General features: G+C 65.3%; 18 protein-coding genes and 1 pseudogene. 7 read left to right on the forward strand and 12 right to left on the reverse strand.

The window, feature by feature from the left end; all coding sequences use genetic code 11:
- Positions 1 to 62 precede the first annotated feature (62 nt).
- The 3 genes from OUA97_RS03215 (at position 63) to OUA97_RS03225 (ending at position 3,989) form a co-directional block, all read left to right on the forward strand.
- Positions 63 to 761 (forward strand): TorF family putative porin, encoded by a 699-nt coding sequence (locus tag OUA97_RS03215; protein WP_267230375.1) that lies wholly within the window; start codon positions 63 to 65, stop codon positions 759 to 761.
- Positions 762 to 978: 217 nt separating this feature from the next.
- A complete protein-coding gene (locus OUA97_RS03220) occupies positions 979 to 2,907 on the forward strand; it encodes a polysaccharide biosynthesis protein (protein ID WP_267230376.1) in 1,929 nt (642 codons plus the stop codon).
- A gap of 59 nt (positions 2,908 to 2,966) precedes the next feature.
- The gene (locus OUA97_RS03225; protein ID WP_267230377.1) at positions 2,967 to 3,989 is read left to right on the forward strand and encodes an NAD-dependent epimerase; all 1,023 of its coding nucleotides are present in this window, start codon (positions 2,967 to 2,969) and stop codon (positions 3,987 to 3,989) included.
- A gap of 3 nt (positions 3,990 to 3,992) precedes the next feature.
- Here OUA97_RS03225 and ccmD read toward each other — a convergent pair whose 3' ends face one another.
- The 3 genes from ccmD to OUA97_RS03240 form a co-directional block, all read right to left on the reverse strand.
- Positions 3,993 to 4,151 carry a heme exporter protein CcmD gene (ccmD, locus tag OUA97_RS03230; protein ID WP_267230378.1) on the reverse strand — a complete coding sequence of 53 codons (159 nt, stop codon included), beginning with the start codon at positions 4,149 to 4,151 and terminating at the stop codon, positions 3,993 to 3,995.
- 72 nt (positions 4,152 to 4,223) lie between these two features.
- Positions 4,224 to 5,513, reverse strand: coding sequence for a nucleotide sugar dehydrogenase (locus OUA97_RS03235; protein WP_267230379.1), 1,290 nt, complete (start codon positions 5,511 to 5,513; stop codon positions 4,224 to 4,226).
- A 14-nt stretch (positions 5,514 to 5,527) separates the two neighbouring features.
- Positions 5,528 to 6,655 (reverse strand): AGE family epimerase/isomerase, encoded by a 1,128-nt coding sequence (locus OUA97_RS03240; protein ID WP_267230380.1) that lies wholly within the window; start codon positions 6,653 to 6,655, stop codon positions 5,528 to 5,530.
- A 250-nt stretch (positions 6,656 to 6,905) separates the two neighbouring features.
- Here OUA97_RS03240 and OUA97_RS03245 point away from each other — a divergent pair, with 250 nt between their 5' ends.
- Positions 6,906 to 7,148, forward strand: a complete 243-nt coding sequence (locus OUA97_RS03245; protein WP_267230381.1) for a hypothetical protein — start codon at positions 6,906 to 6,908, stop codon at positions 7,146 to 7,148.
- On the forward strand, positions 7,109 to 7,549 hold the full coding sequence (locus OUA97_RS03250; protein WP_267230382.1) for a hypothetical protein: 441 nt from the start codon (positions 7,109 to 7,111) through the stop codon (positions 7,547 to 7,549). The genes OUA97_RS03245 and OUA97_RS03250 overlap by 40 nt, the downstream gene beginning before the upstream one ends.
- On the opposite strand, the gene OUA97_RS03255 is transcribed toward OUA97_RS03250, so the two are convergent.
- The 9 genes and pseudogenes from OUA97_RS03255 to OUA97_RS23395 all read right to left on the reverse strand — a co-directional run.
- Positions 7,529 to 8,947, reverse strand: coding sequence for an oligosaccharide flippase family protein (locus OUA97_RS03255; protein WP_267230592.1), 1,419 nt, complete (start codon positions 8,945 to 8,947; stop codon positions 7,529 to 7,531). The genes OUA97_RS03250 and OUA97_RS03255 overlap by 21 nt on opposite strands.
- Positions 8,948 to 9,047: 100 nt before the next feature.
- Positions 9,048 to 10,223, reverse strand: coding sequence for a polysaccharide pyruvyl transferase family protein (locus tag OUA97_RS03260; RefSeq protein ID WP_267230383.1), 1,176 nt, complete (start codon positions 10,221 to 10,223; stop codon positions 9,048 to 9,050).
- Between the two features lie 106 nt (positions 10,224 to 10,329).
- On the reverse strand, positions 10,330 to 11,025 hold the full coding sequence (gene epsI / locus OUA97_RS03265) for an exosortase-associated protein EpsI, V-type (protein WP_267230384.1): 696 nt from the start codon (positions 11,023 to 11,025) through the stop codon (positions 10,330 to 10,332).
- Positions 11,022 to 11,897, reverse strand: coding sequence for an exosortase V (gene xrtV / locus OUA97_RS03270; protein WP_267230385.1), 876 nt, complete (start codon positions 11,895 to 11,897; stop codon positions 11,022 to 11,024). Before xrtV ends, epsI begins: the two co-directional genes overlap by 4 nt.
- 3 nt (positions 11,898 to 11,900) lie before the next feature.
- Positions 11,901 to 12,614, reverse strand: coding sequence for a CpsD/CapB family tyrosine-protein kinase (locus OUA97_RS03275; RefSeq protein ID WP_267230387.1), 714 nt, complete (start codon positions 12,612 to 12,614; stop codon positions 11,901 to 11,903).
- 14 nt (positions 12,615 to 12,628) lie between these two features.
- On the reverse strand, positions 12,629 to 13,972 hold the full coding sequence (locus OUA97_RS03280) for a Wzz/FepE/Etk N-terminal domain-containing protein (RefSeq protein WP_267230389.1): 1,344 nt from the start codon (positions 13,970 to 13,972) through the stop codon (positions 12,629 to 12,631).
- A gap of 27 nt (positions 13,973 to 13,999) precedes the next feature.
- Positions 14,000 to 14,857: a polysaccharide biosynthesis/export family protein gene (locus OUA97_RS03285; protein ID WP_267230390.1), complete on the reverse strand. Its 858-nt coding sequence runs from the start codon at positions 14,855 to 14,857 to the stop codon at positions 14,000 to 14,002.
- An 18-nt stretch (positions 14,858 to 14,875) separates the two neighbouring features.
- The gene (locus tag OUA97_RS03290) at positions 14,876 to 16,063 is read right to left on the reverse strand and encodes an outer membrane beta-barrel protein (RefSeq protein ID WP_267230391.1); all 1,188 of its coding nucleotides are present in this window, start codon (positions 16,061 to 16,063) and stop codon (positions 14,876 to 14,878) included.
- A gap of 411 nt (positions 16,064 to 16,474) precedes the next feature.
- Positions 16,475 to 16,633 (reverse strand): annotated as a pseudogene (locus OUA97_RS23395) (integrase core domain-containing protein); the annotation flags it as partial.
- 404 nt (positions 16,634 to 17,037) lie between these two features.
- On the opposite strand from OUA97_RS23395, the gene OUA97_RS03300 reads away from it, so the two are divergent.
- Positions 17,038 to 17,913, forward strand: coding sequence for a glycosyltransferase family 2 protein (locus OUA97_RS03300; protein WP_267230392.1), 876 nt, complete (start codon positions 17,038 to 17,040; stop codon positions 17,911 to 17,913).
- Complete coding sequence (locus tag OUA97_RS03305) at positions 17,910 to 18,839, forward strand: glycosyltransferase family 2 protein (RefSeq protein ID WP_267230393.1); 930 nt, start codon at positions 17,910 to 17,912, stop codon at positions 18,837 to 18,839. Before OUA97_RS03300 ends, OUA97_RS03305 begins: the two co-directional genes overlap by 4 nt.
- Positions 18,840 to 18,931: the final 92 nt, after the last annotated feature.

Genomic DNA, 18,931 nt, shown 5'->3' on the forward strand with positions numbered 1-18,931 from the left:
GCATGGCGATCTCGGCTCGACGGTCAGCTGGAGCCTGATCGAATAATGGGGATACAACGCAAATGAAGACTCTCACCACCGCGCTTCTGGCCGCCGCAGCCACCGCCGCCATGAGCGGCGCCGCCTTCGCCCAGGACGAAAGCCCGCTGGACCTCTCGTTCAACGTCGGCGCGGCCACCGATTATGTCTGGCGCGGCGTCAGCCAAACCGATGAAAGCCCGCAGATCTACGGCGGCGTCGACGCCACCGTGGGCATGGTCTACGCCGGCACCTGGCTGTCCAACGTCGACTTCGGCACCGGCAACGACACCGACTTCGAACTCGACCTGTACGCCGGCATCCGTCCGCAGCTCGGCCCGGTGGCCCTCGACCTGGGCATCCAATACTACGGCTACATCAACGCCCCGGCCGGCTCGGACCAGGACTTCGTCGAATTCAAGCTGGCCGGCTCGGTTCCGGTCGGCCCGGCCACGGTCGGCGCGACCGTGTTCTGGTCGGACAACTTCTACGGCGGCACCGGCAACGCGACCTATGTCGAGCTGAACGGTTCGAGCCCGATCGGCGAGAAGTTCAGCGTCTCGGGCGCCGTCGGCCATCAGGACGTCGACTATGACGGCGACTACACCACCTGGAACCTCGGCGTCGGCTATGCGCTGACCGACTTCCTGGGCGTGGACCTGCGCTACCACGACACCAACGAGCACGACTTCGGCGACCTCTATGAGAGCCGCGTCGTTCTGGGTCTCAAGGCCGCCTTCTAAAGGCCGCGAGATTTGAGGAAATGGAGAGCCGCCTCGGCGACGGGGCGGCTCTCTTGCTTTATTCCCGGCGACTACTGCGGGAATTCGGCCACAGGGTAAAAAAACATCGTTCTCCTGCGGAGCGAAAACCTCGCCTTGGAGTTTCATTGGACGGTCGCGTTGACGCGTCTATGTTGCCAACCTTCGGACAGGACGCGGAGCGCGATTCATGGAGCAGATGGCCAATCGGGCTCAGACCATCGTCGCTGACGCCTTGATTGCAGCTGGCGGTTTCTTCCTGGCGTACCTGCTGGCCTCTGGTCAGTTCCTGGATACTGTCGATCCTGCTCTTCCTGCCTTGAAGCTACTTCAACTGATCGGAATCTATACCGGTCTGGCCGCGCTGTTTTCGACGCTGTTCCGCCGCGAGCTGTCGCCCTGGCGATACGTCTCGATCCCGGACGCCCTGGTCCTGGCCCGCACGGCCTTTCTCACCGCTGGCGTCTTCCTGCTGCTGGTGTTCGTGCTCAATCGCGCCGAAGGCCTGCCGCGCTCGGCCCTGGCCATGGCCGTGATCTTCCAGATGGGCGGTTCGATGGGCGCGCGCCTGATGCGCCGCGCCATGCACGAGCACGCGCTCGACAGCTTCTCGCCGCTCAAGACCATCAAGGACCGCGCGCCGAACACGCCGTCGCTGCTGCTGATCGGCTCGCCGGCGCTGGCCGACTCCTATCTGCGCGACGCCGCGCGCCGGCATGACCAAGCCTGGACCCCGGTCGGCATCGTCAGCCCCGACGCCCGCGACCTCGGCCAACAAGTCCGCGGAGTCTGCGTCATCGAGAGCCTCGCCAACCTGGACGACGCCCTGGCCGACCTGCGCCGGTGGAACCGCTATCCGCGCGCCATCCTGTTCCTCGACGAACCGGGCCGCCTGAAGGGCCTGACCGCAGACCAGTTGGGCCAGCTCAAGAACGACGGCATCCGCCTGCTGCGCCGCCCTTCGATCGTCGAACTGGCGCATCACGAGGGCATGCCGCTGCTGCCGATGCGCGAGATCAGCGTGGAGGAACTGCTGGCCCGCGACCCGATCGAGCTCGATCGCGCCGCGGTCGGCGCGCTGATCCAGGGCCGCCGCGTACTGATCACCGGGGCCGGAGGCTCGATCGGCGCCGAGCTGGTGCGCCAGGTCGCCCAGTTCCGGGCCGCCCACGTGACGTTGATGGATTTCTCCGAGACCTCGCTGTTCGAGATCGACCGCGAGATGTCCGAGACCTGGCCGCAGCTGTCGCGCACCGCCGTGCTTTGCGACGTGCGCAACGCTCATCGCCTGCACCAGGCGTTCCAGCGCGAGAAGCCGGACCTGGTGTTCCACGCCGCGGCGCTGAAACACGTCTCGATGGTCGAACAGCACCCCTGCGAAGGCGTGCTGACCAACGTCGTCGGCACCTGGAACGTGACCGAAGCGGCGCGCGCCTGCGGCGCGGCGCAGATGATCCTGATCTCGACCGACAAGGCCGTCGATCCGTCGAACGTCATGGGCGCCACCAAGCGCCTAGCCGAGGCGGTCATCCAGGCCCAGCAGTCGGGGCAAGGCACCCGCTTTTCGGCGGTCCGGTTCGGCAACGTGCTCGGCTCAGCCGGCTCGGTGGTGCCGATCTTCCGCTCGCAGATCGAGCGCGGCGGGCCGGTTCGGGTGACGCACGAGAACATCGAACGCTTCTTCATGACCATCCCGGAGGCCGCCCAGCTGGTGCTGCACGCCACCGCGCACTCGGCTGAGGGCGAAGAGACTCAGCACGCTCGCCTGTTCCTGCTGGAGATGGGCGAGCCGGTGCGAATCATGGACCTGGCCCGTCAGATGATCGCGCTGTCCGGCCACGTGCCGGGCAAGGACATCGAAATCGAGGTGACCGGCCTGCGTCCCGGCGAAAAGCTCACCGAGTTGCTGCTCGACGAGACCGAGCGCTCCCTGCCCTGCGCACCGAAGGTCATGGAGGTCGTCTCCTCCTCTGCGCTGCGGATCACCGCCAACCACCTGATCGAGCTGGAGGCCATGGCCCAGGGCGGCGACGTCGACCAGGTGCGCAGCAAGCTGTTCGACATCGTGGCCCAGGTGCGCGGCGAAAAGCCCTCGACCCCGGCCCTGCGGGTGGTGTCGAGCGCCTGACGCCCCCTGCGGCGCGGTGCGGACGTGACGTGGCCGCGCCGAACGTATAATTCGGCCATATGGCGATAATTCTGGTCACCGGCTCGGCCGGCTTCATCGGCTCCCATGTCGCGCATCGTCTGCTCGACCGCGGCGACACTGTGGTGGGCCTGGACAACCTCAACGCCTACTACGACCCGACGCTGAAGCAGGCGCGGCTGGCGCGGCTGGAGGCCCGCGAAGGCTACCGTCACGCCGCCATCGACCTCGCCGACCGCGAGGCCATGGCGCGGCTGTTCGCCGAGGCCAAGCCCGACCGGGTGATCCACCTGGCCGCCCAGGCCGGGGTTCGCTACAGCCTCGAACAGCCCGCGGCCTATGTGGACGCCAACCTCGTCGGCTTCGGGAACATCCTGGAAGGCTGCCGCGCGGTGCAGGCCCAGCATCTGGTGTTCGCCTCGACCAGCTCGGTGTACGGCGCCAACGGCAAACTGCCGTTTTCGGTGCACGACAGCGCCGTCCACCCGATCACCCTCTATGCGGCGACCAAGCTGGCCAACGAGGCCATGGCCCACTCCTACGCCCATCTGTTCGGGATCCCGTCGACCGGTTTCCGGTTCTTCACTGTCTACGGTCCGTGGGGCCGGCCGGACATGGCCCTGTTCAAGTTCACCAAGGCGATCCTGGACGACCAGCCCATCGACGTTTTCGGCCAGGGCAGGATGCAGCGCGACTTCACCTATGTGGACGACATCGTCTCCGGCGTGGTCGCCGCGCTCGACCGCCCGGCGCAGATCGATCCGAACTGGGACGCGATGGCCCCCGATCCCGCCACCAGCGGCGTCGCGCCGTACCGCATCCTCAACCTCGGCAACAGCCAGCGGGTCGAGCTGATGCGCTACATCGAGGTTCTGGAAGAGAAGTTGGGCCGTAAGGCCAAGCTGAACCTGCTGCCGATGCAGCCCGGCGACGTGACGCGCACGGAAGCCGACGTCACCGACACCAAGGCCGCGCTGGACTACGCCCCCTCCACGCCGATCGAAGTCGGGGTGTCGAACTTCGTCGACTGGTATCTCGACTACTACCGCGTCGGATCGAACTGAGAATCAGCGGCCGCGGGCTCGGTCGCGGGCGGCCGCCGCTTCTTCCTTCTCGCGTCGGGCGGCCTCGCGCGTTGCGCGACGCTCGTCGAGCACCGACCAGACGATCAGGCCGATGATGCAGGCCGCCAGGAACGGCAGGGAAAACTGGCCAAGTCGTTCCATCCGGAAGGGTCCCTCACCGCCGCGTCGATGGCTTAGTCGATAACAGGGTTCCGCGCCCTGGCAAGCGGCCCGCTAGAGCCGCAGGTCCGCCGCCCCCTGCGGGAACATCGCCTTGACGTCGTAGAGCACCGCGCCGGGCTTGCCCAAGGCGCGGATCGCCTCGACGCCCATCGCCTTGAACTCGTTATGAGCCACGGCGACCACGATAGCGTCGTAGGCGCCTTGCTCCAGCGTCGCGACCGGCGCGACACCGTATTCAGCCTCGGCCTCGGCCGGATCGGCCCAAGGCTCGTGGACGTCGACTGCGATTTCGTACTCGCCAAGCTCGCGGACGATGTCGATGACCCGGGTGTTGCGCAGATCCGGGCAGTTCTCCTTGAAGGTCAGCCCCATCACCAGCACCCGCGCCCCGCGCACCTGGATCTCGCGGCGGATCATGGTCTTGACCAGCTCCTGGGCGATGTAGCCGCCCATGCCGTCGTTGATCCGGCGTCCGGCCAGGATGACCTGCGGGTGGTAGCCGGCGTCCTCGGCCTTGGAGGTCAGGTAGTACGGGTCGACCCCGATGCAGTGGCCCCCGACCAGGCCGGGGGTGAACTTCAGGAAGTTCCACTTGGTGCCGGCCGCGGCCAGAACTTCCTGGGTGTCGATGCCCAGTCGATTGAAGATCAGCGCGAACTCGTTGATCAGCGCGATGTTCAGGTCGCGCTGGGTGTTTTCGATCACCTTCGCGGCCTCGGCCACGCGGATCGAGCTGGCCAGATGGGTGCCGGCCTGAACCACCGCGGCGTACAGCGCGTCGACGAACTGCGCGGCCTGCGGGGTCGAGCCTGCGGTCACCTTGATGATGGTCGACAGCCGATGCTGACGGTCGCCCGGATTGGCCCGCTCCGGGCTGTAGCCGGCGAAGAAGTCCGAATTAAACTTCAGTCCCGAGACGGCCTCGATCACCGGCACGCAGTCTTCTTCGGTCGCACCCGGGTAGACGGTGGATTCGAAGATCACCACCGCGCCCTTGGCGATCGCCCGGCCTACCGTGCGGCTGGCCGACAACAGCGCCGTGAGGTCCGGGCGCTTGTAGCGGTCGATCGGGGTCGGGACCGTGACGATGAAGACGTTGCAGTCTTTCAGCGCCGCCTCGTCGTCGGCGAAGGCCAGGCCAGCCGCCGCAGCCAGCTCCTCAGCCGACGTCTCCAGCGTGCGGTCGTGCCCTGCCTGCAGCTCGGCGATCCGCTCGGCGTCGATGTCGAACCCGACCACCGGATACTTTTCGGCCAGCGCCACCGCCAGCGGCAGCCCGACATAGCCAAGACCGATCACGCCGATCGCGGCCGGCGTGCGGGTGAAGGGGTTCTGCAGCATCGCCGATAGGTCTCCTAGCGTCCGGTCGCCCGGAACAGCTCCGTGCAGGCGCAGAGGATATGGTAGAATGACGTGGCCGGCGCCGGCTCGTCGACAAAGGTTCCGTCGGGCCGCAGCTTGTCGCGCCAGGCGCCAGCCGCAGGCGTCTGCAGATAGCGGCGCAGCACCTCGGCCGCCGCGATCTTGCCGGCCTCGTCGCCGAACAGCAGCTCAGCCTTCAGGTGCTCGGTCTGCGGCCAGAGGCGAGCAGTCGCCTCGCGCACCGAGAAGTCGTCCCACAGCTCGTTCATGACCACCTGGCGGCCCGGGTCGATCCCCCGCCGGCCGGCGTCATAGAGGCCGCGGGCCGCGGCCAGGGCGTCCTCGCGGCCGCGCAGGCGTCCCCATTTTTCCAGCAGCCAAGCCCACTCGAACTGGTGCCCCGGCTCGACCAGGCGACCGTCGTCGCCATCCACCAGCCGCCAGACGGCGTCGAAAAACTCGCGCAGGAAGCCGCCCTTCGGGTCGATGAAGACCCGCAGCGCCATCTCTACGATCTCGTCGGCCATGGCGTCCCAAACGCCACCGTCGTTCTCGGCCCAGGCCAGCGCACCTTCCAGCAGGTGCATGTGGGCGTTGGCCTGATAGGGATACGCAATGTTCTCGACGAAGCCGCCGGCTCGATTGCGCATCGCATCGAGGCCGTTCAGCACGCCGAGCGCGATTTGGCGCAGATCCATCCGTTCCGGATCGACCCGGTGCAGGGTCGCCGTGCCCAGCAGAGCGAATGCCTGGTCGTAGAGCATCGGCGTGTCGTCGAGCGGCTCGCCGTCCAGCCCCACCAGGGTGCGGAACAGCCCGTCCGGCCGCAGATAGCGCTCCAGGAAAAAGTCCATCCCATGCCAGGCCGCCTCGCGCCAAGGGCCGTCCCAACCCATCGCGCCAGCGGTGGCGAAGACGTAGGTCTGGCGACCCTGCACACGCGCGCGGCGCGGCCCTGGCCGCGGCTCGCCGGCGATGCTCAGCGCTTCATAGTAGCCGCCGCGCTCGCGATCGGCTCCCCGCTCCCACCACAGCGGCAGCGCAGCTTCCCGCACCCAGCGGTCGAACCATGCCCCAGCAGCATCGAGGCTCTCGAAGGGGGTTTCATCCCGAGGATCCACGCTCTCGTCCCGTCGCGGCGGCGAATCGACTTTCAACACTTCCAACCTTGTCCTCACACGCCCCTCGATAGCGCGTCGGGGCCTACGCGTCATCGCGATTGCGCCGACGCCGGATATGGGCAGCTTGGGGCGAAATTGCGGGAGCGCGCGCGCGTGCCTCCGCGAGGCCGGAATCCATTCCTCAGGGCGAGGGAGCTAGACTAGATTGGACGTCCTCGTGGACGCCGTCTGACACCATAGATGGCTCGATATGCTCGGACTGTTAAACGCCGCCGTCTTCCAGCTCAGGCTCTACCTGATGAAGCGGCGCCAGTTCGACAATCTGGCCCTGCGCAAGCTGTTCCGCGAGCGCTACGACATCGACATCGGGATGTACTCCTACGGCTGCTTCGACCAGTGGCGCATGCCAGGCCCGATCCCCGCATCGGGCGCTACTGCTCGTTCGCCAACACCGTGCGCTCCGCGCCGATCAACCACCCGCTGGAGGCCCTGACCACCCACCCGGCGCTCTACGAGAAGAAGTTCGGCGTGGTCGACGCCGATATCACCTGGGACGAACCGTTGATCGTCGAGGACGATGTCTGGGTGGCGCATAACGTGGTGATCCTGCCGAGCTGCAAGTTCATTGGCCGTGGGGCGGTGATCGGGGCCGGCGCCATCCTGACCAAAACCGTCGAGCGCTATGCGGTGATGGTCGGCAATCCGGCGCGCAAAATCCGCGATCGCTTCGACCCAGAGCTGGCCGCGGCCATCGACGCCACCCGCTGGTGGGAGCTCGACACTCCGAACTGCGCCGGCTGGTGCAGCGCCAAGGCGACATGGTCAACAATCCTAGCGTCGCGGCCCTCGAGGCCTGGCGCCGGAGCCAGCCGGTCAGCGGCTAGCGGGCTTTAGGGTCCGCAGCAGGCCGACCACTTCGCCGATCGTTTCCCGTTCGCGCAGCACCACCAGGATGGCGAGGCCGCCCAGCAAGGCGGCGAGCATGGCGGCGGCCGGGTAGTGGCCGGCGTCGACCGCCGACGCAGCAGCATAGATCGCCGCAAAGGCCACGGCGAAGGCCGCCACGCGATCCCAGCCGTCCCAGGCCGGGAAGCCGACCTGACGGTTGAGCAGCGCCAAGGCGACGATCATGGCGGTGAACTCGCCCAAGATGAAGCCGGCCAGCACGCCAGGCAGACCGCCTAGCGTCATGAAGCCGAGGATCGCCGCGGGCATCGCCACAAGTCGCGCGATGTTGTTGGTCATGACGATGCGGCTTGCCCCGACACCGAGCGCCACATTGGTCGGCCACAGTCGGATGAACCGCGCGGCCTGCAGCATGCCGATCAAGGCGATCACGGTCGCCGGAAGGTGGAAGGCCTGACCATAGAGCAAGTCGACCGCGGTGGGCGCCACAAGTGCGAAGCCAGCCGCGATGCCGAGCCCCAATAGCACCGCCCGGCCCGCTAGCCGGTCCGCCGCCTGCTTGAGCAAGATCGGGTCGCCCCGAGCGGCCGAGATCACAGGCAGATTGGTGGCCCCAAGAATGCGAATGACCATCGCTGCGGGCGAACTGACGAGCAGCAGAACCGCCGTGTAATGGCCAAGCGCGGTGACCCCCAGTTGGTGGCCGATCAACACGCGGTCGCCTTGCGATCCGATGAACAGAAGCAAGCCGTTGACGACCAGCGGACCGGCGAACATCGCCAGCCGCCTCGCATATTCCTTCGAGTAGCCGATGGCGTAGGGCCGCTTGGCCGTGAGATGCGAGACGATCACCTGCACCACGGGACGCGTGATGAGTCCGTACAGGATCGCCGTGAAATCGCGCGTGTAGTAAGCCGCGATGATGATCGCCGCAGTGCTGGCCAGCTCAGCGAGCGCGATGCCAAGCGCCTCGGGCCGGAAATCATGCGCCCTTTGCGCTCGCCGGAAGTCCAGGTGCATCCAGCCGCCGATCAACGGGGCGATCGCCAAGATCATCAGTCCGGAGGCAAGCGCCGGCTCATCATAGATCAGCGCCGTCGGATAGGCGGCGATGAGCAGCCCCAGCGAGATGAATATGCCGCGGCCGACGAAGACCAGCTGCACGAGTCTCTGCACGGTCGGCTTGTCGCCGTCGCGATCTTGAATCAGAAACCGATCACTGCCGTTGTCGCTGATCGACTCAAAGAACGACGACGTCAAAATCAACAGCGCCGCGAGGCCGAGTTGTTCGGGGCCGAGCAGCCGCACCATGATGGTGTAGCGCGCCAACGAGCACACCTGCGCGAGGACCGACGCGGCGACATATGCTCTGGTGCCTTGGCGAATGACTGCGCCCTCAACCTTCGATCAAGCCAACCGCCACTGCGACTGACGTCTCATCTGCACTCACGCCGGGGTTCACCCAGCGCCCCGGCTCGCGCCTCAGTCAGGCCGTGGCCGCCTCGAAAATCCGACGCAACTCCGTCCTGTAAACGCCGAGCAGATTATCCACCTCACGCATTCCGCCCTTGATATCCGCCGCCATTTCCTGCCGCCGATCTAGGCAGTCCTCCAGGTACCCAAGCGCCGCCTCCAATTCGACACCCGAGGTGGGGATCATCCAGTTGTACTCCAGCAAACCGAATAGCCCGCTGAACTTTCGGCTGTAGGCCACGGGCACCACCGGCGTGCCCGTGGAAAAGGCTGCGATACAGGCATGCATCCGGCCCGCGACAAGGAAGTCCAGGCTCGAAATATACGATTTAGCGTCGGAAGGATTTGTGAAGTTCCCGACTCGAAGCGTGCTGGGGAATTCCGTCGCAAGTTTGTCCGCGATCCGACCATCGTCGTCCCAGGCATAGGCCTCGGCGGTCGCGTGGGGGACGAGATGCACCTCGACGTCGTCACGTGTCGCCAGTCGGCCGAGGAACCGGCGCATGAAGAGCGCATAGTCGATGCTGAGACCGAAGCGGTTGCGGCCGCTTTCAGCCTCATTGAACAACAGGCCCGACACATTGACGCCTACGCGCAGGCGTGCCCCCCCGCGCTCGCTGCTGCGATCGACGTAGGGCAAGGCGAACGCCACATCCACAGACAAGTTCCCCCTGACCGCCGGAGCCAGGTGACGGAGCACATCGAGCGAGGGCTGATCACGGGTCAGAACGCTGTCGGCCCGCTTCAGAGCCACCGACGCTAATTGGCGATAGGGCGAGCGCGTGAACGGGCCGATCGTCTGCGGAGACAGCACGAGCGGCGTTCGCGCGGCCACCGCCTGCATCTTGGTCAGCCACAGGAACATGAAGCGACGCAGGCCGTAGATGTCGGCGAAACTGTCCCCCGCCCCGATGTCCAGGATGCAGTCCTGATCGGCGATGACTCGCAACGCCCCGCTGGGGTTCAGCAAAGTGCTGGTGTTGACGACGAAGCGTTCAGCCTCAGTCGGCGACACGTACGCCGCCCCATCATCGCGCATGCCGATGATGGTGAAACGCGGCGCCAGACCCATTTCCGTCGCGACCGTGCGCGCGATGGCCATGTTCGCCACGGTCAAGGCGCCGACGCCCAGATTTCCGGAGTTCGGCGAATGCCACAGCAGGCCAATCTTGATCGCCTTGTTCCCCATCGCGTCTACTCTCAACTCCAGTACCTCCGCAGCGTGAGCGGGCGCCGCCCGGGCGTCCCCGCCCGTCATTCGATGGCCCCCGTCCAGGGCGTCCCCGTCGGGGCCGTCAGGCCTTGATGGCGCTCGCTAGTTGCGTCCCGATCAGCGCATTGCGACGCGAAGCCGGCGTGGCGGCCAGCAGCGCGGGCACGAACCTGTCGATCAGCGCGAACGCCGTCTGCGGATCCGAGCCAAGCGCGGAAAACCTCACCAGCACGCCATCGGGGACGTAGCCTTCCATCGCCGTCTTCAGGCGAACGGAGCGCTGGTCGCCCGCGCTCTTGGGCAAGTACTCGCCCATCCGCGTCCAGTAGGTGACGTACTCGACCCGGTCGGCGCCCTTGGCGACGATGCGGCGCACCGGCAGCTCCGCTCCGCCCGGCAGCGCCATTTCGCCGGCGCGCACCGACTGCAGTTCGAAGCCCAACGCCGGATAGCAGGACTCCGGCCGGTGCAGTTGCAGAAGGTCGCTCTGGGTATCGCCGTAAGCGATCAGCATCATGACCTGCTCACCGGTTTCCAGGTCGCGATAAATGCGGCTGACCATCTCGCTGTAGAGCGTGGCGGCGAGCCCCTCGGTGTTCGGCTGCACCAGACCGTCGCTGTCCTCGGACGACCATTGGCCAAAGCGCACCGGGACGATCGCCTCGATCTTTTCGCCCGATTTCACCAGGCTGAGGCGCCGGCGCGGCTTGAGCCCGTACGAGATCCCTGCGGCGCCCACGCAGGCGCCGAGGAACAGCAGTTCGCGCCGCCCGATCATGCCCCCGCTCCCTTCAACTTCAGCAGTCGCGACATCAGGTTGTCGACCGCGAAGACCAGCAGCAGGGCCGTGACGAACAGGAAGATGCCGGCGGCCATGTGGAGGAAACCCTGGGCCACGGCGTCCCCGAAGAAGTAGGTCAGCAGCACCAGCACGACGATCCGGATGATGTTGGCCACGATGGCGATCGGGATCACCAGAGCGACCAGGAACAGCGAGTAGCGCCAGGACGCATTGCGCAGCAGGTAGATGTAAAACAGGCTGATCGCCACCAGTCCGGTGATGGAGTTCATGCCCGAGCAGGCGTCCTCCACCAGCAGCTGATAGTGGCCGATCATCAGCGTGACGCCCTCCCGGAACACCGGAATGCCCACGGCCTGCAGGCCTTCGGTGGCCGCGAACGAAACGAACAGCTTCAGCGGCGCGGTGATGCTGTCCATGAACCAGCCGGGCGGCGGAACCAGGAAGGCCAGATAGAACAGCGGGAACCAGTTGGTCAGTAGGACCCGCAGGCCAAAGCAGGCGTAGAGCAGCGACAGGCCGACGCCGTAGAGCCCCACCACCTCGAGGCTGATGAAGTCATAGGCCCGGCCGAAGACGTAGAGCGCCAACGAGGCGGTCATCGCCGGAATGGTCAGCCAGTCGCTGCCCGGGACCGCGGCCGCCCGCATCTCGTCACGCTTGCGCCAAAGCAGCCACAGGCCGGTGACCAGCACGATTGGGCCGTGCGCGCCGGACTCCTGCGACCAAACCTGCTCACCCAGTGTGGCGATCGTCGGGATCGCCAGCAGCGCCATACCCAGCGCGATCACCCAAGCGCCGGTGACCGCCAGGCCGGAACGCGGCGCGTTATCTGATACTGCGGAGGCCACTGATCAGCCTTCGTTCATCACCGTGCCGACAATGCGGGCGCGGTCTTCGTTCAGTTGGGCGGCCAGGGCCTGCATGTCGCCGATGAAGCTGCGATTTCGCCGAACCACGATCAGACTATAGCCGACCACAGTGCTGATCCGCCGCGCGTCGGCGCAGCTGTTGGCGGCCGGGGTATCGATGATCGTCATGTCGAAGTCGCGCAGCTGCTGGTCGACGAGGTCCTTGAACCGGTCGCTGGCGAGCAGTTCCTGCGCGTCAGGGGCTGCGCCCCCCGAAAACATGATCGACAGGTCCGGCAGGACCGACGACTGGATGACGCCGTCCAGCGGTTCTTCCGAACTCAGCGCCTGTCGCAGGCCGATGACCGGCTTGGCCGGGCGAATAAGGTCCTGAACGGTCGGATGGCGCAGGTCGCCGTCGATCAGCAGAGTGTTGACGCCAATCTGCGACAGCGCCACCGCCAGATTGACGGCCGTAAAGGTGCAGCCCACGCCGACGCTCGGGCCGCAGATCGCCAAGCCTCGACGGCCGTCGTCGACGTGCTGGGCCATGATATGCGTGCGCAGGGTGCGAATGGCCTCGGCCTGCTCGCCGTGCGGCGCGGACAGGCTGACGACCGAGGGCGCGAAGGCGAAGGCGCCCTCCCCGCTCCTGGGAAGGCTCGTCTCGCCGATCGAGGCGCCGCCGACAGGGGCGGCTTCATGGGTCCGAGGCACTTGCGTTTCCTTGCTCATGCGTTCGCGAGCTTGCGACGCGCCGGTCCCCGGGCGCCGCCGCCGGAGGGCAGCGAGAAGCCCATAAAGGTCCGCGGCTTACGCGGGCCGGCGATCACCGCCAGCAGCGGTGCGTCGATGATGGCGGTGACATCCTCGGCGCCGCGGACGCGGCGGCCGAACAGTTCGATCAGCAGGGACACCAGCACCCCGAAGCCAAGGCCGAAGCCAAGGGCGCCGAACATGATCAGCGGCATGTTGGGGAAGCTGGGGCTCTGCGGCGTCACCGCGCTGCCAAGCGGAACCAGGTTGGTTTCGCCGACCTCGGCTTCCTGGCGCAACTCGGCGGTGCGGGCGGCGGCCTTCTCGAACTGGGCGCGGCGCAGATCGACCTCGGCCTGCAGCTGGCGCAGACGCTCGACCTGGTCACGCTGACCGATGACTTTGCTCTTCTGGCGCTCCAGGGCGCCGGCGCTGACCGCGTTGGCCCCAGCCATGCCGGAGGCGGCGGACCGCTCCTGCGCGACCTGCTGGGCCATCACGTTGCGCTGCTGGCGCATGGCGATCAGATCGGGGTGGTTCGGGCCCAGCACGCGCGAGGCCTGAGCGATCGAGGCGTCGATCTGGGCCAGTTGCAGCGATGCGGCCGACGGGCCGGTGATCACCGGAGCGGCCGACGCGGCCGAAGCCTGGGCCAGCGCGCTCAGCTTCGCGCTTTCGATGTCGGGACCGCCGTCCTGCAGCACGATGCCGGTCTGCTTTTCGTAGGCGGTCTTGGCAGCTTCGGCCGCGACCAGCACGTTTTTGGCCTTCACCGTCTGCTCATCGTACCACTCAGCCGTGCGTCGCGCGCCCTCGCGGCGGAACGCCAGGCTCGTGTCGATATAGGCCTTACGCAGGGCGTCGGCGACGGTGCGCGCCGATTCCGGAGAATTCGAGGTGTAGCTGATCTCGAGGATGTTGCTGCCCTCGATCAGCGAGGCCGAGGTGCCGTCGATCACGCGCTGGGCGGCCCAGCGGCGGAAGTCGCGGTCGTCGCCCGGTCCGCGCATGTCGTACTGGGTGATCAGATTGGGGTCCTGCAACCAGCCGAGGTCTTCGACGACCTGGCCGGCGACCCGATAGTCCTTGATCAGCTCGATCTGGGTCTTGGTATAGGCGCGCGCGAAGCTCGGCGCGGCGGTGACCTGACCGGTCACCGGGTCCGGCTTCACCAGGTCCATCATGACCCGCGAATAGGCCGAGTACCGCGGCGGGACGATCAGAGTGACGATGAACGCGCCGAGGACGCAGCTCACCGTCGCGGCGATGGTCACCCACCGCCGGGCCCAGAGGATCCGCAGGAACTGGATTATGCTCATAGCCTGTCTCCGGCCCCCAAAGCCGCCTTAGAACAAACGCTCGCCGATGACGATTACGTCGCCCGGCTCGACCTTGTCGTCGAGATTGACCTTCAGCTTCTCGCCAGCGCGGGTGACCTTAAGCCGCCGGTCGGAGCCCGCCGGGCCGAGGCCGCCGGCCTTGGCGATCGCCAGCCGATAGGTCAGGCCCGTGGCCACCGCATAGGAACCCGGCGAATTGACCTGGCCGCTGATGTAGAAAAGCTCGGCTTGCGGGGCGAAGATCTTATCCCCGGCCGCGACCACCGGATCCTGCGAGGGATCGCCCGTCGCCAGATCCTTGATCAGCAGGCGCTTCTCAGCGCTGCCGTCGGCCGGACGCAGGATGATATAGTCGGCGCCGGACGAGTTGACCCCGCCGACCCGCGCCAGGATTTCAGACAAGCGGTACGAACGGTTGACCGTGACAAGGCCCGGCGACGTGACCGCGCCCAGCACCGTCACGTAGCGGCTCGAGTACGAAACTACTTCGACATTGACGATCGGGCTGGCGAAGTAGCCGCCCGCCTGCAGCGCCGCCCGCACCTGCTCGCTCAGCGCACGGGCCGTGCGGTCGCCGGCCGCGATGCGGCCGATCAGCGGCAGCTGGATGGTGCCGTCGGCGCCGATCCGCGCCCGGGTCTTGAAGTCAGCCCGGCCCAGGACCTCGACGTCGACGACGTCATCTGGCCCCAGGATGTAGTCAGGCGACGGCGCCGGCTGCGCGTCGGGCGCCGCCACGGACGGAGCGACGGCTGGAGCCATGGCCGGGCCTGCCGCGGGGCTGTTCGTCTGCGCCTGCACGCTCAGCGGCACGGCGAGGGCGGCGCCGATAGTGACGATCAGTTTGGGCAGGCTATTGCGCATGGTCAGGCCTCAGTCCGATTAAAACGCGACCCCCGCCGCAAGCGCGACGACAGTCCGATCATAGGTATATTGCGGGGCGTTGGCGTCCCGATCCTCGTAACGCGCATTCAGGGACCAACGGATCCGCTCGCTCTGCGCAAACGTGATGCCCCCGAACACGGCGTAGCTCTGGGAATCCGTCAGCACCGGGAACACAGAGGCGAAAGAGCCGTCCGTTTCGTCGTCCACAAACTCCGTCCCGAGCGACACTGCAATTCGCGAGCCAAGAGCATAATCGCCGGCGATACGGTAGGACGTGGAGATGCTGTAGAGACCGCCGATGCTGTTCGCGGGCGTCACCGCCCGGCCCATGCTGATCTCCGCGCGCATCCGCTCGGTGGGACGATAGGTCAGCGCGACGTTCCAGGTTGATCCTTCGAAGTCGCTCTCGGGGACCAGGCTGTCCGTCTCGACGGTCGTATACCCGTAGCTGATCACGCCTTGCAGGCGACTGCTGATCCGGCGCTCGAAGGACACGCCGAGGGTCGTGCTCTCGTAGCCGCCGGACGCGGTCGGCAGGATCCGGTTTGGATAGTCGGTGTCGGAGTAGCCGGCATAGACCGTGAACGTTCCCAGCGCGGGACGCGAATAGGTCACGCCGACGGTGGCGTCCCAGGTCTCTGAGTCATTTTGGAACACCACGGCGTTGCCGTTTTCGGACCAGGTCTTGTGAGCAGCGGCCGTCACACCGAGGCCCGTACCCCGCGTACAGCCGACCGTTCCGCCGATCGTGCTGGTTTCGATCGCATTTTCGGATTCCACCAGGGTCACGGTCTGCACATTGGCCTGACCATGATGGAAGGCGGCGGCGAGCTGGCCTTCACACGGACCGAAGCGAAGATTGATCCCGCCTTCCAAATCCAAGTTCTCACTGTCGAGTTGGGTGTTTTTGTCGTGGAAGTCGTAGCCGGCGCTGCCACGAAGAAAGAGCGACTGGCGGCTGAGCGGCAGCAGTACGTCGGCGGTGACCGCTGGGCTGAAGATCGTGTCTTCGCGCTGAATGCCGCGAATGGCCGCGGTCGCGGCGTCCGAGCGCGCGACGTTGCTATCGTGAATGACCGTCGCCTGCACCCCGAACCGAACGCTTCGCGTCTCCTGCGCGAGCGCGGGCGTGGTCAGCGCCGCAACACCAAGCAAACTACCACAGACGATCTTTCCGTAATGCATGCGCGTGCCCCCCAATTCGTAACGCCTTCTGACAGGCCCAAAACCCATCAGAGAGATAGCGCCCGCGATTTGCGCGTGCACTAACAAAGTAGGCTAGAGTTTGTGAACAATCTGCTGATGAGCAGTTCGGTTAACTAGCGCCTCCCAGTGAGCGTCCGGTGAACCCCACCTTGTGAGCCGTCACTGGCGCCGCGACCATGCTTGGATAGCGGTTGACGTGACCCCCATTTCTCATCCAGCGACAACGAGGGTCCTGGGTTGATCTGAGCCTTGCTCGGCTGGTGTTGCAAGAGGCCGGCACGCGGAGAGGTCAGGGTTCGCAGCGTGCCGGCCGGACTCTCCGGATATGGCTCTGGCGTAGTCCCTGGGCGTCAGCCAGCCGAGCTTCGAGTGCGGCCGGGCTTCGTTTTAGTCCCGCCGCCAGGCTTCCAGCACAGCACGGGCATGGGGCAGCGAGCGGAAGAGCGTCTCGTTCAGCAGCTCGTCGCGCAGCCGACCGTTGAAGCTCTCGTTGAAGCCGTTCTGCTGGGGCTTGCCCGGGGCGATGTAATGCCAACCCACGCCCGCCTCCCGTTCGCGCAGGATCCCGATGATCTGCTCTTCCGTGAACCTTGATCGCTTCATTCGTCCGTCCTTTGGTCGGGCGGACTCTAGCTATTTCTGGCTGAGTTTCAGGGGTCACGTCACCGGACGCTCACTCGAGGTCGAGGTTGCTCACGTAAGCAAATTTTAATAGCGGTGCTGTGTGTCGTGCCACATCAATTGCTTAGTCTGAATCCGGTGTCCAGCACGGAGCTGCTCCGGCCTTAGTGGAGAAGCGCGATGAATGAGCTTCCTCAGAATGCGCCTCTCTTGATAGAGGACGATGTTTGGAGATTGCGTTCGCCCCAACGGCGGCCAACGTCGGTGCTTGGCAGAATGACCACCGCGCTTTGGGTTAAGGGGGGCGGCCCGGTACAATGAGTATGCGGCTAATGAGCAGCGCCCCCAAGGTCAGTGTGATTATACCACACTACAGCGACCTAGAACGGTTGGATATTTGTCTGGATGCGCTTCGACACCAGACTCTTTCAAGTGACTTCGAGATCATTGTTGCGGACAACGGCTCGCCAGAAGGTCCCGACGCCGTTCGCGCAGTCATATGCGAGCGCGCGAGACTTGTTGTGGTGAGTGAGAAGGGGGCCGGACCTGCCCGAAACGGCGGAGTGGGAGTGTCAACTGCTCCCATTCTCGCCTTTACCGATTCTGATTGTGTTCCCGAGCCAGGATGGCTCGAAGCGGGCCTCGAGGCGCTCGAACGCTGCGATTTCGTGGGGGGGCGCGTGTGTGTGCTGGTTGAGGACCTTCAGCGCATGACAGGGAGCGAAGCCTTCGAAAGAGTTTTCGCATTCGACTTCAAGTCTTACGTCACGCGCAAAGGGTTCGCTGGCGCGGGAAATCTGTTCTGCAGGCGCGAGATGTTTGACCGTGTCGGCGGCTTTAGCGTGGGCGTTTCGGAAGATATCGAGTGGTCTCATCGCGCGCGGAGTATGGGTTACCGCTTGGCGTACGCTCCGCGAGCCGTAGTCGGCCATCCAGCGCGCCATAATTGGAGCGCGCTCTGGGTAAAGTGGCAGCGCGTGAATCTAGAAACCTATGGTCTTTATCGCGAGCGGCAGTTTGGTGAGTTGCTGTGGCTCCTCCGGAGCTTGGCGCTACCGCTCTCAGCCGTCGTGCACACACCAAGGATATTCTTAAGCGATCAGTTGACTTCCTTTGAACAGCGCGGCCGTGCAGTCGGCACGTTGTTCAAGCTCCGGAGCTGGCGCGCTTGGCATGCCATATCTCTATTGGCTGGCACACGTTCATGAACACGCACGTAGCAATTTGCATTGTCGCCTTTCAGAACGCGGAGGACATAAGGAGATGCCTCCGGGCGGTAGAGCAATCCTCGCATACTGCATTCGAGGTGATAATTTGCGAGAACGGCGGGCCCATAGCTTTTGAGCAGCTCAAGGCCTCACTCCCGGAAAAGCTGCGGGGCGGGCAGCCGGTCGAGGTGATTTTGGCAGAACGAAATTTGGGTTTTGCAGGTGGCGTGAACATCTGCATCTCAGCGACGCCCGATGCCGACGCATGGTGGATCCTAAACCCGGATACTCAACCGGATCCCACAGCCCTTGAGCTCACGGTGGAGCGGCTTGGGCGCGGCGACTGCGATGCCGTCGGGGGGACAGTCTATCTTCCCGATGGGCGGGTGCAGTCGTTCGGCGGCAGATGGCGAGGATGGATGGCGCGAGCCGAATCCATCGGCCACGGCAGCCCAACATCCGCCAAGCCAGATCCACGCCGAATCGAGGATGAACAAAACTATCTGAACGGCGCGTCGATGCTTGTTAGTAGGCGGTTCCTTGAAGTCGCTGGCCGCATGCGCGAGGAGTATTTTCTATACTGCGAAGAAGTGGAGTGGTGCTTACGCGCTGTAAGGCGCGGCCTTCGTCTTGGATATGCGGAGGGCGCCATGGTTCTTCATCATGCGGGATCTACTACAGGTTCATATGAGCAGATTCGGAAGAGGCCTAGAACGCCAATATACCTAAACGAACGCAACAAGATGCTAACAACGCGCGACGTGTATCCGTTATTATTGCCGGTCGCCGCGATTTTCTCGTTGGCGCTCATTTTCCTACGCTTTGGTCGGCGTGCTGCTTGGCGTCAGGTCGGTTATGGACTGGCTGGTTGGGGCGCCGGGTTAGCAAATGCGCGCGGCGTTCCGCCCTTTTTGCAGAGAACCTAAGTCTGGATCTGTAGGCAGAGCCGATATTGACCTGCCCCCTTCCTGATCCCGCGTTCTGGGTGAGAGTCCGTCACCTAGAGGAGACGGACGTG

The sequence above is a fragment of the Phenylobacterium sp. 58.2.17 genome, assembly GCF_026411515.1.
Taxonomy (GTDB): domain Bacteria; phylum Pseudomonadota; class Alphaproteobacteria; order Caulobacterales; family Caulobacteraceae; genus Phenylobacterium.

Excerpts from the sequence above, each read along its gene's own strand:
- OUA97_RS03305 (WP_267230393.1), top strand. The coding sequence starts at position 17,910 with ATGAACACGCACGTAGCAATTTGCATTGTCGCCTTTCAGAACGCGGAG.
- OUA97_RS03225 (WP_267230377.1), top strand. The coding sequence starts at position 2,967 with ATGGCGATAATTCTGGTCACCGGCTCGGCCGGCTTCATCGGCTCCCAT.
- OUA97_RS03245 (WP_267230381.1), top strand. The coding sequence starts at position 6,906 with ATGCTCGGACTGTTAAACGCCGCCGTCTTCCAGCTCAGGCTCTACCTG.
- OUA97_RS03290 (WP_267230391.1), bottom strand. The coding sequence starts at position 16,063 with ATGCATTACGGAAAGATCGTCTGTGGTAGTTTGCTTGGTGTTGCGGCG.
- OUA97_RS03220 (WP_267230376.1), top strand. The coding sequence starts at position 979 with ATGGCCAATCGGGCTCAGACCATCGTCGCTGACGCCTTGATTGCAGCT.
- OUA97_RS03300 (WP_267230392.1), top strand. The coding sequence starts at position 17,038 with ATGAGCAGCGCCCCCAAGGTCAGTGTGATTATACCACACTACAGCGAC.
- epsI (WP_267230384.1), bottom strand. The coding sequence starts at position 11,025 with ATGATCGGGCGGCGCGAACTGCTGTTCCTCGGCGCCTGCGTGGGCGCC.
- OUA97_RS03260 (WP_267230383.1), bottom strand. The coding sequence starts at position 10,223 with ATGGGGAACAAGGCGATCAAGATTGGCCTGCTGTGGCATTCGCCGAAC.
- ccmD (WP_267230378.1), bottom strand. The coding sequence starts at position 4,151 with ATGGAACGACTTGGCCAGTTTTCCCTGCCGTTCCTGGCGGCCTGCATC.
- OUA97_RS03235 (WP_267230379.1), bottom strand. The coding sequence starts at position 5,513 with ATGCTGCAGAACCCCTTCACCCGCACGCCGGCCGCGATCGGCGTGATC.
- OUA97_RS03280 (WP_267230389.1), bottom strand. The coding sequence starts at position 13,972 with ATGAGCATAATCCAGTTCCTGCGGATCCTCTGGGCCCGGCGGTGGGTG.
- OUA97_RS03285 (WP_267230390.1), bottom strand. The coding sequence starts at position 14,857 with ATGCGCAATAGCCTGCCCAAACTGATCGTCACTATCGGCGCCGCCCTC.
- OUA97_RS03215 (WP_267230375.1), top strand. The coding sequence starts at position 63 with ATGAAGACTCTCACCACCGCGCTTCTGGCCGCCGCAGCCACCGCCGCC.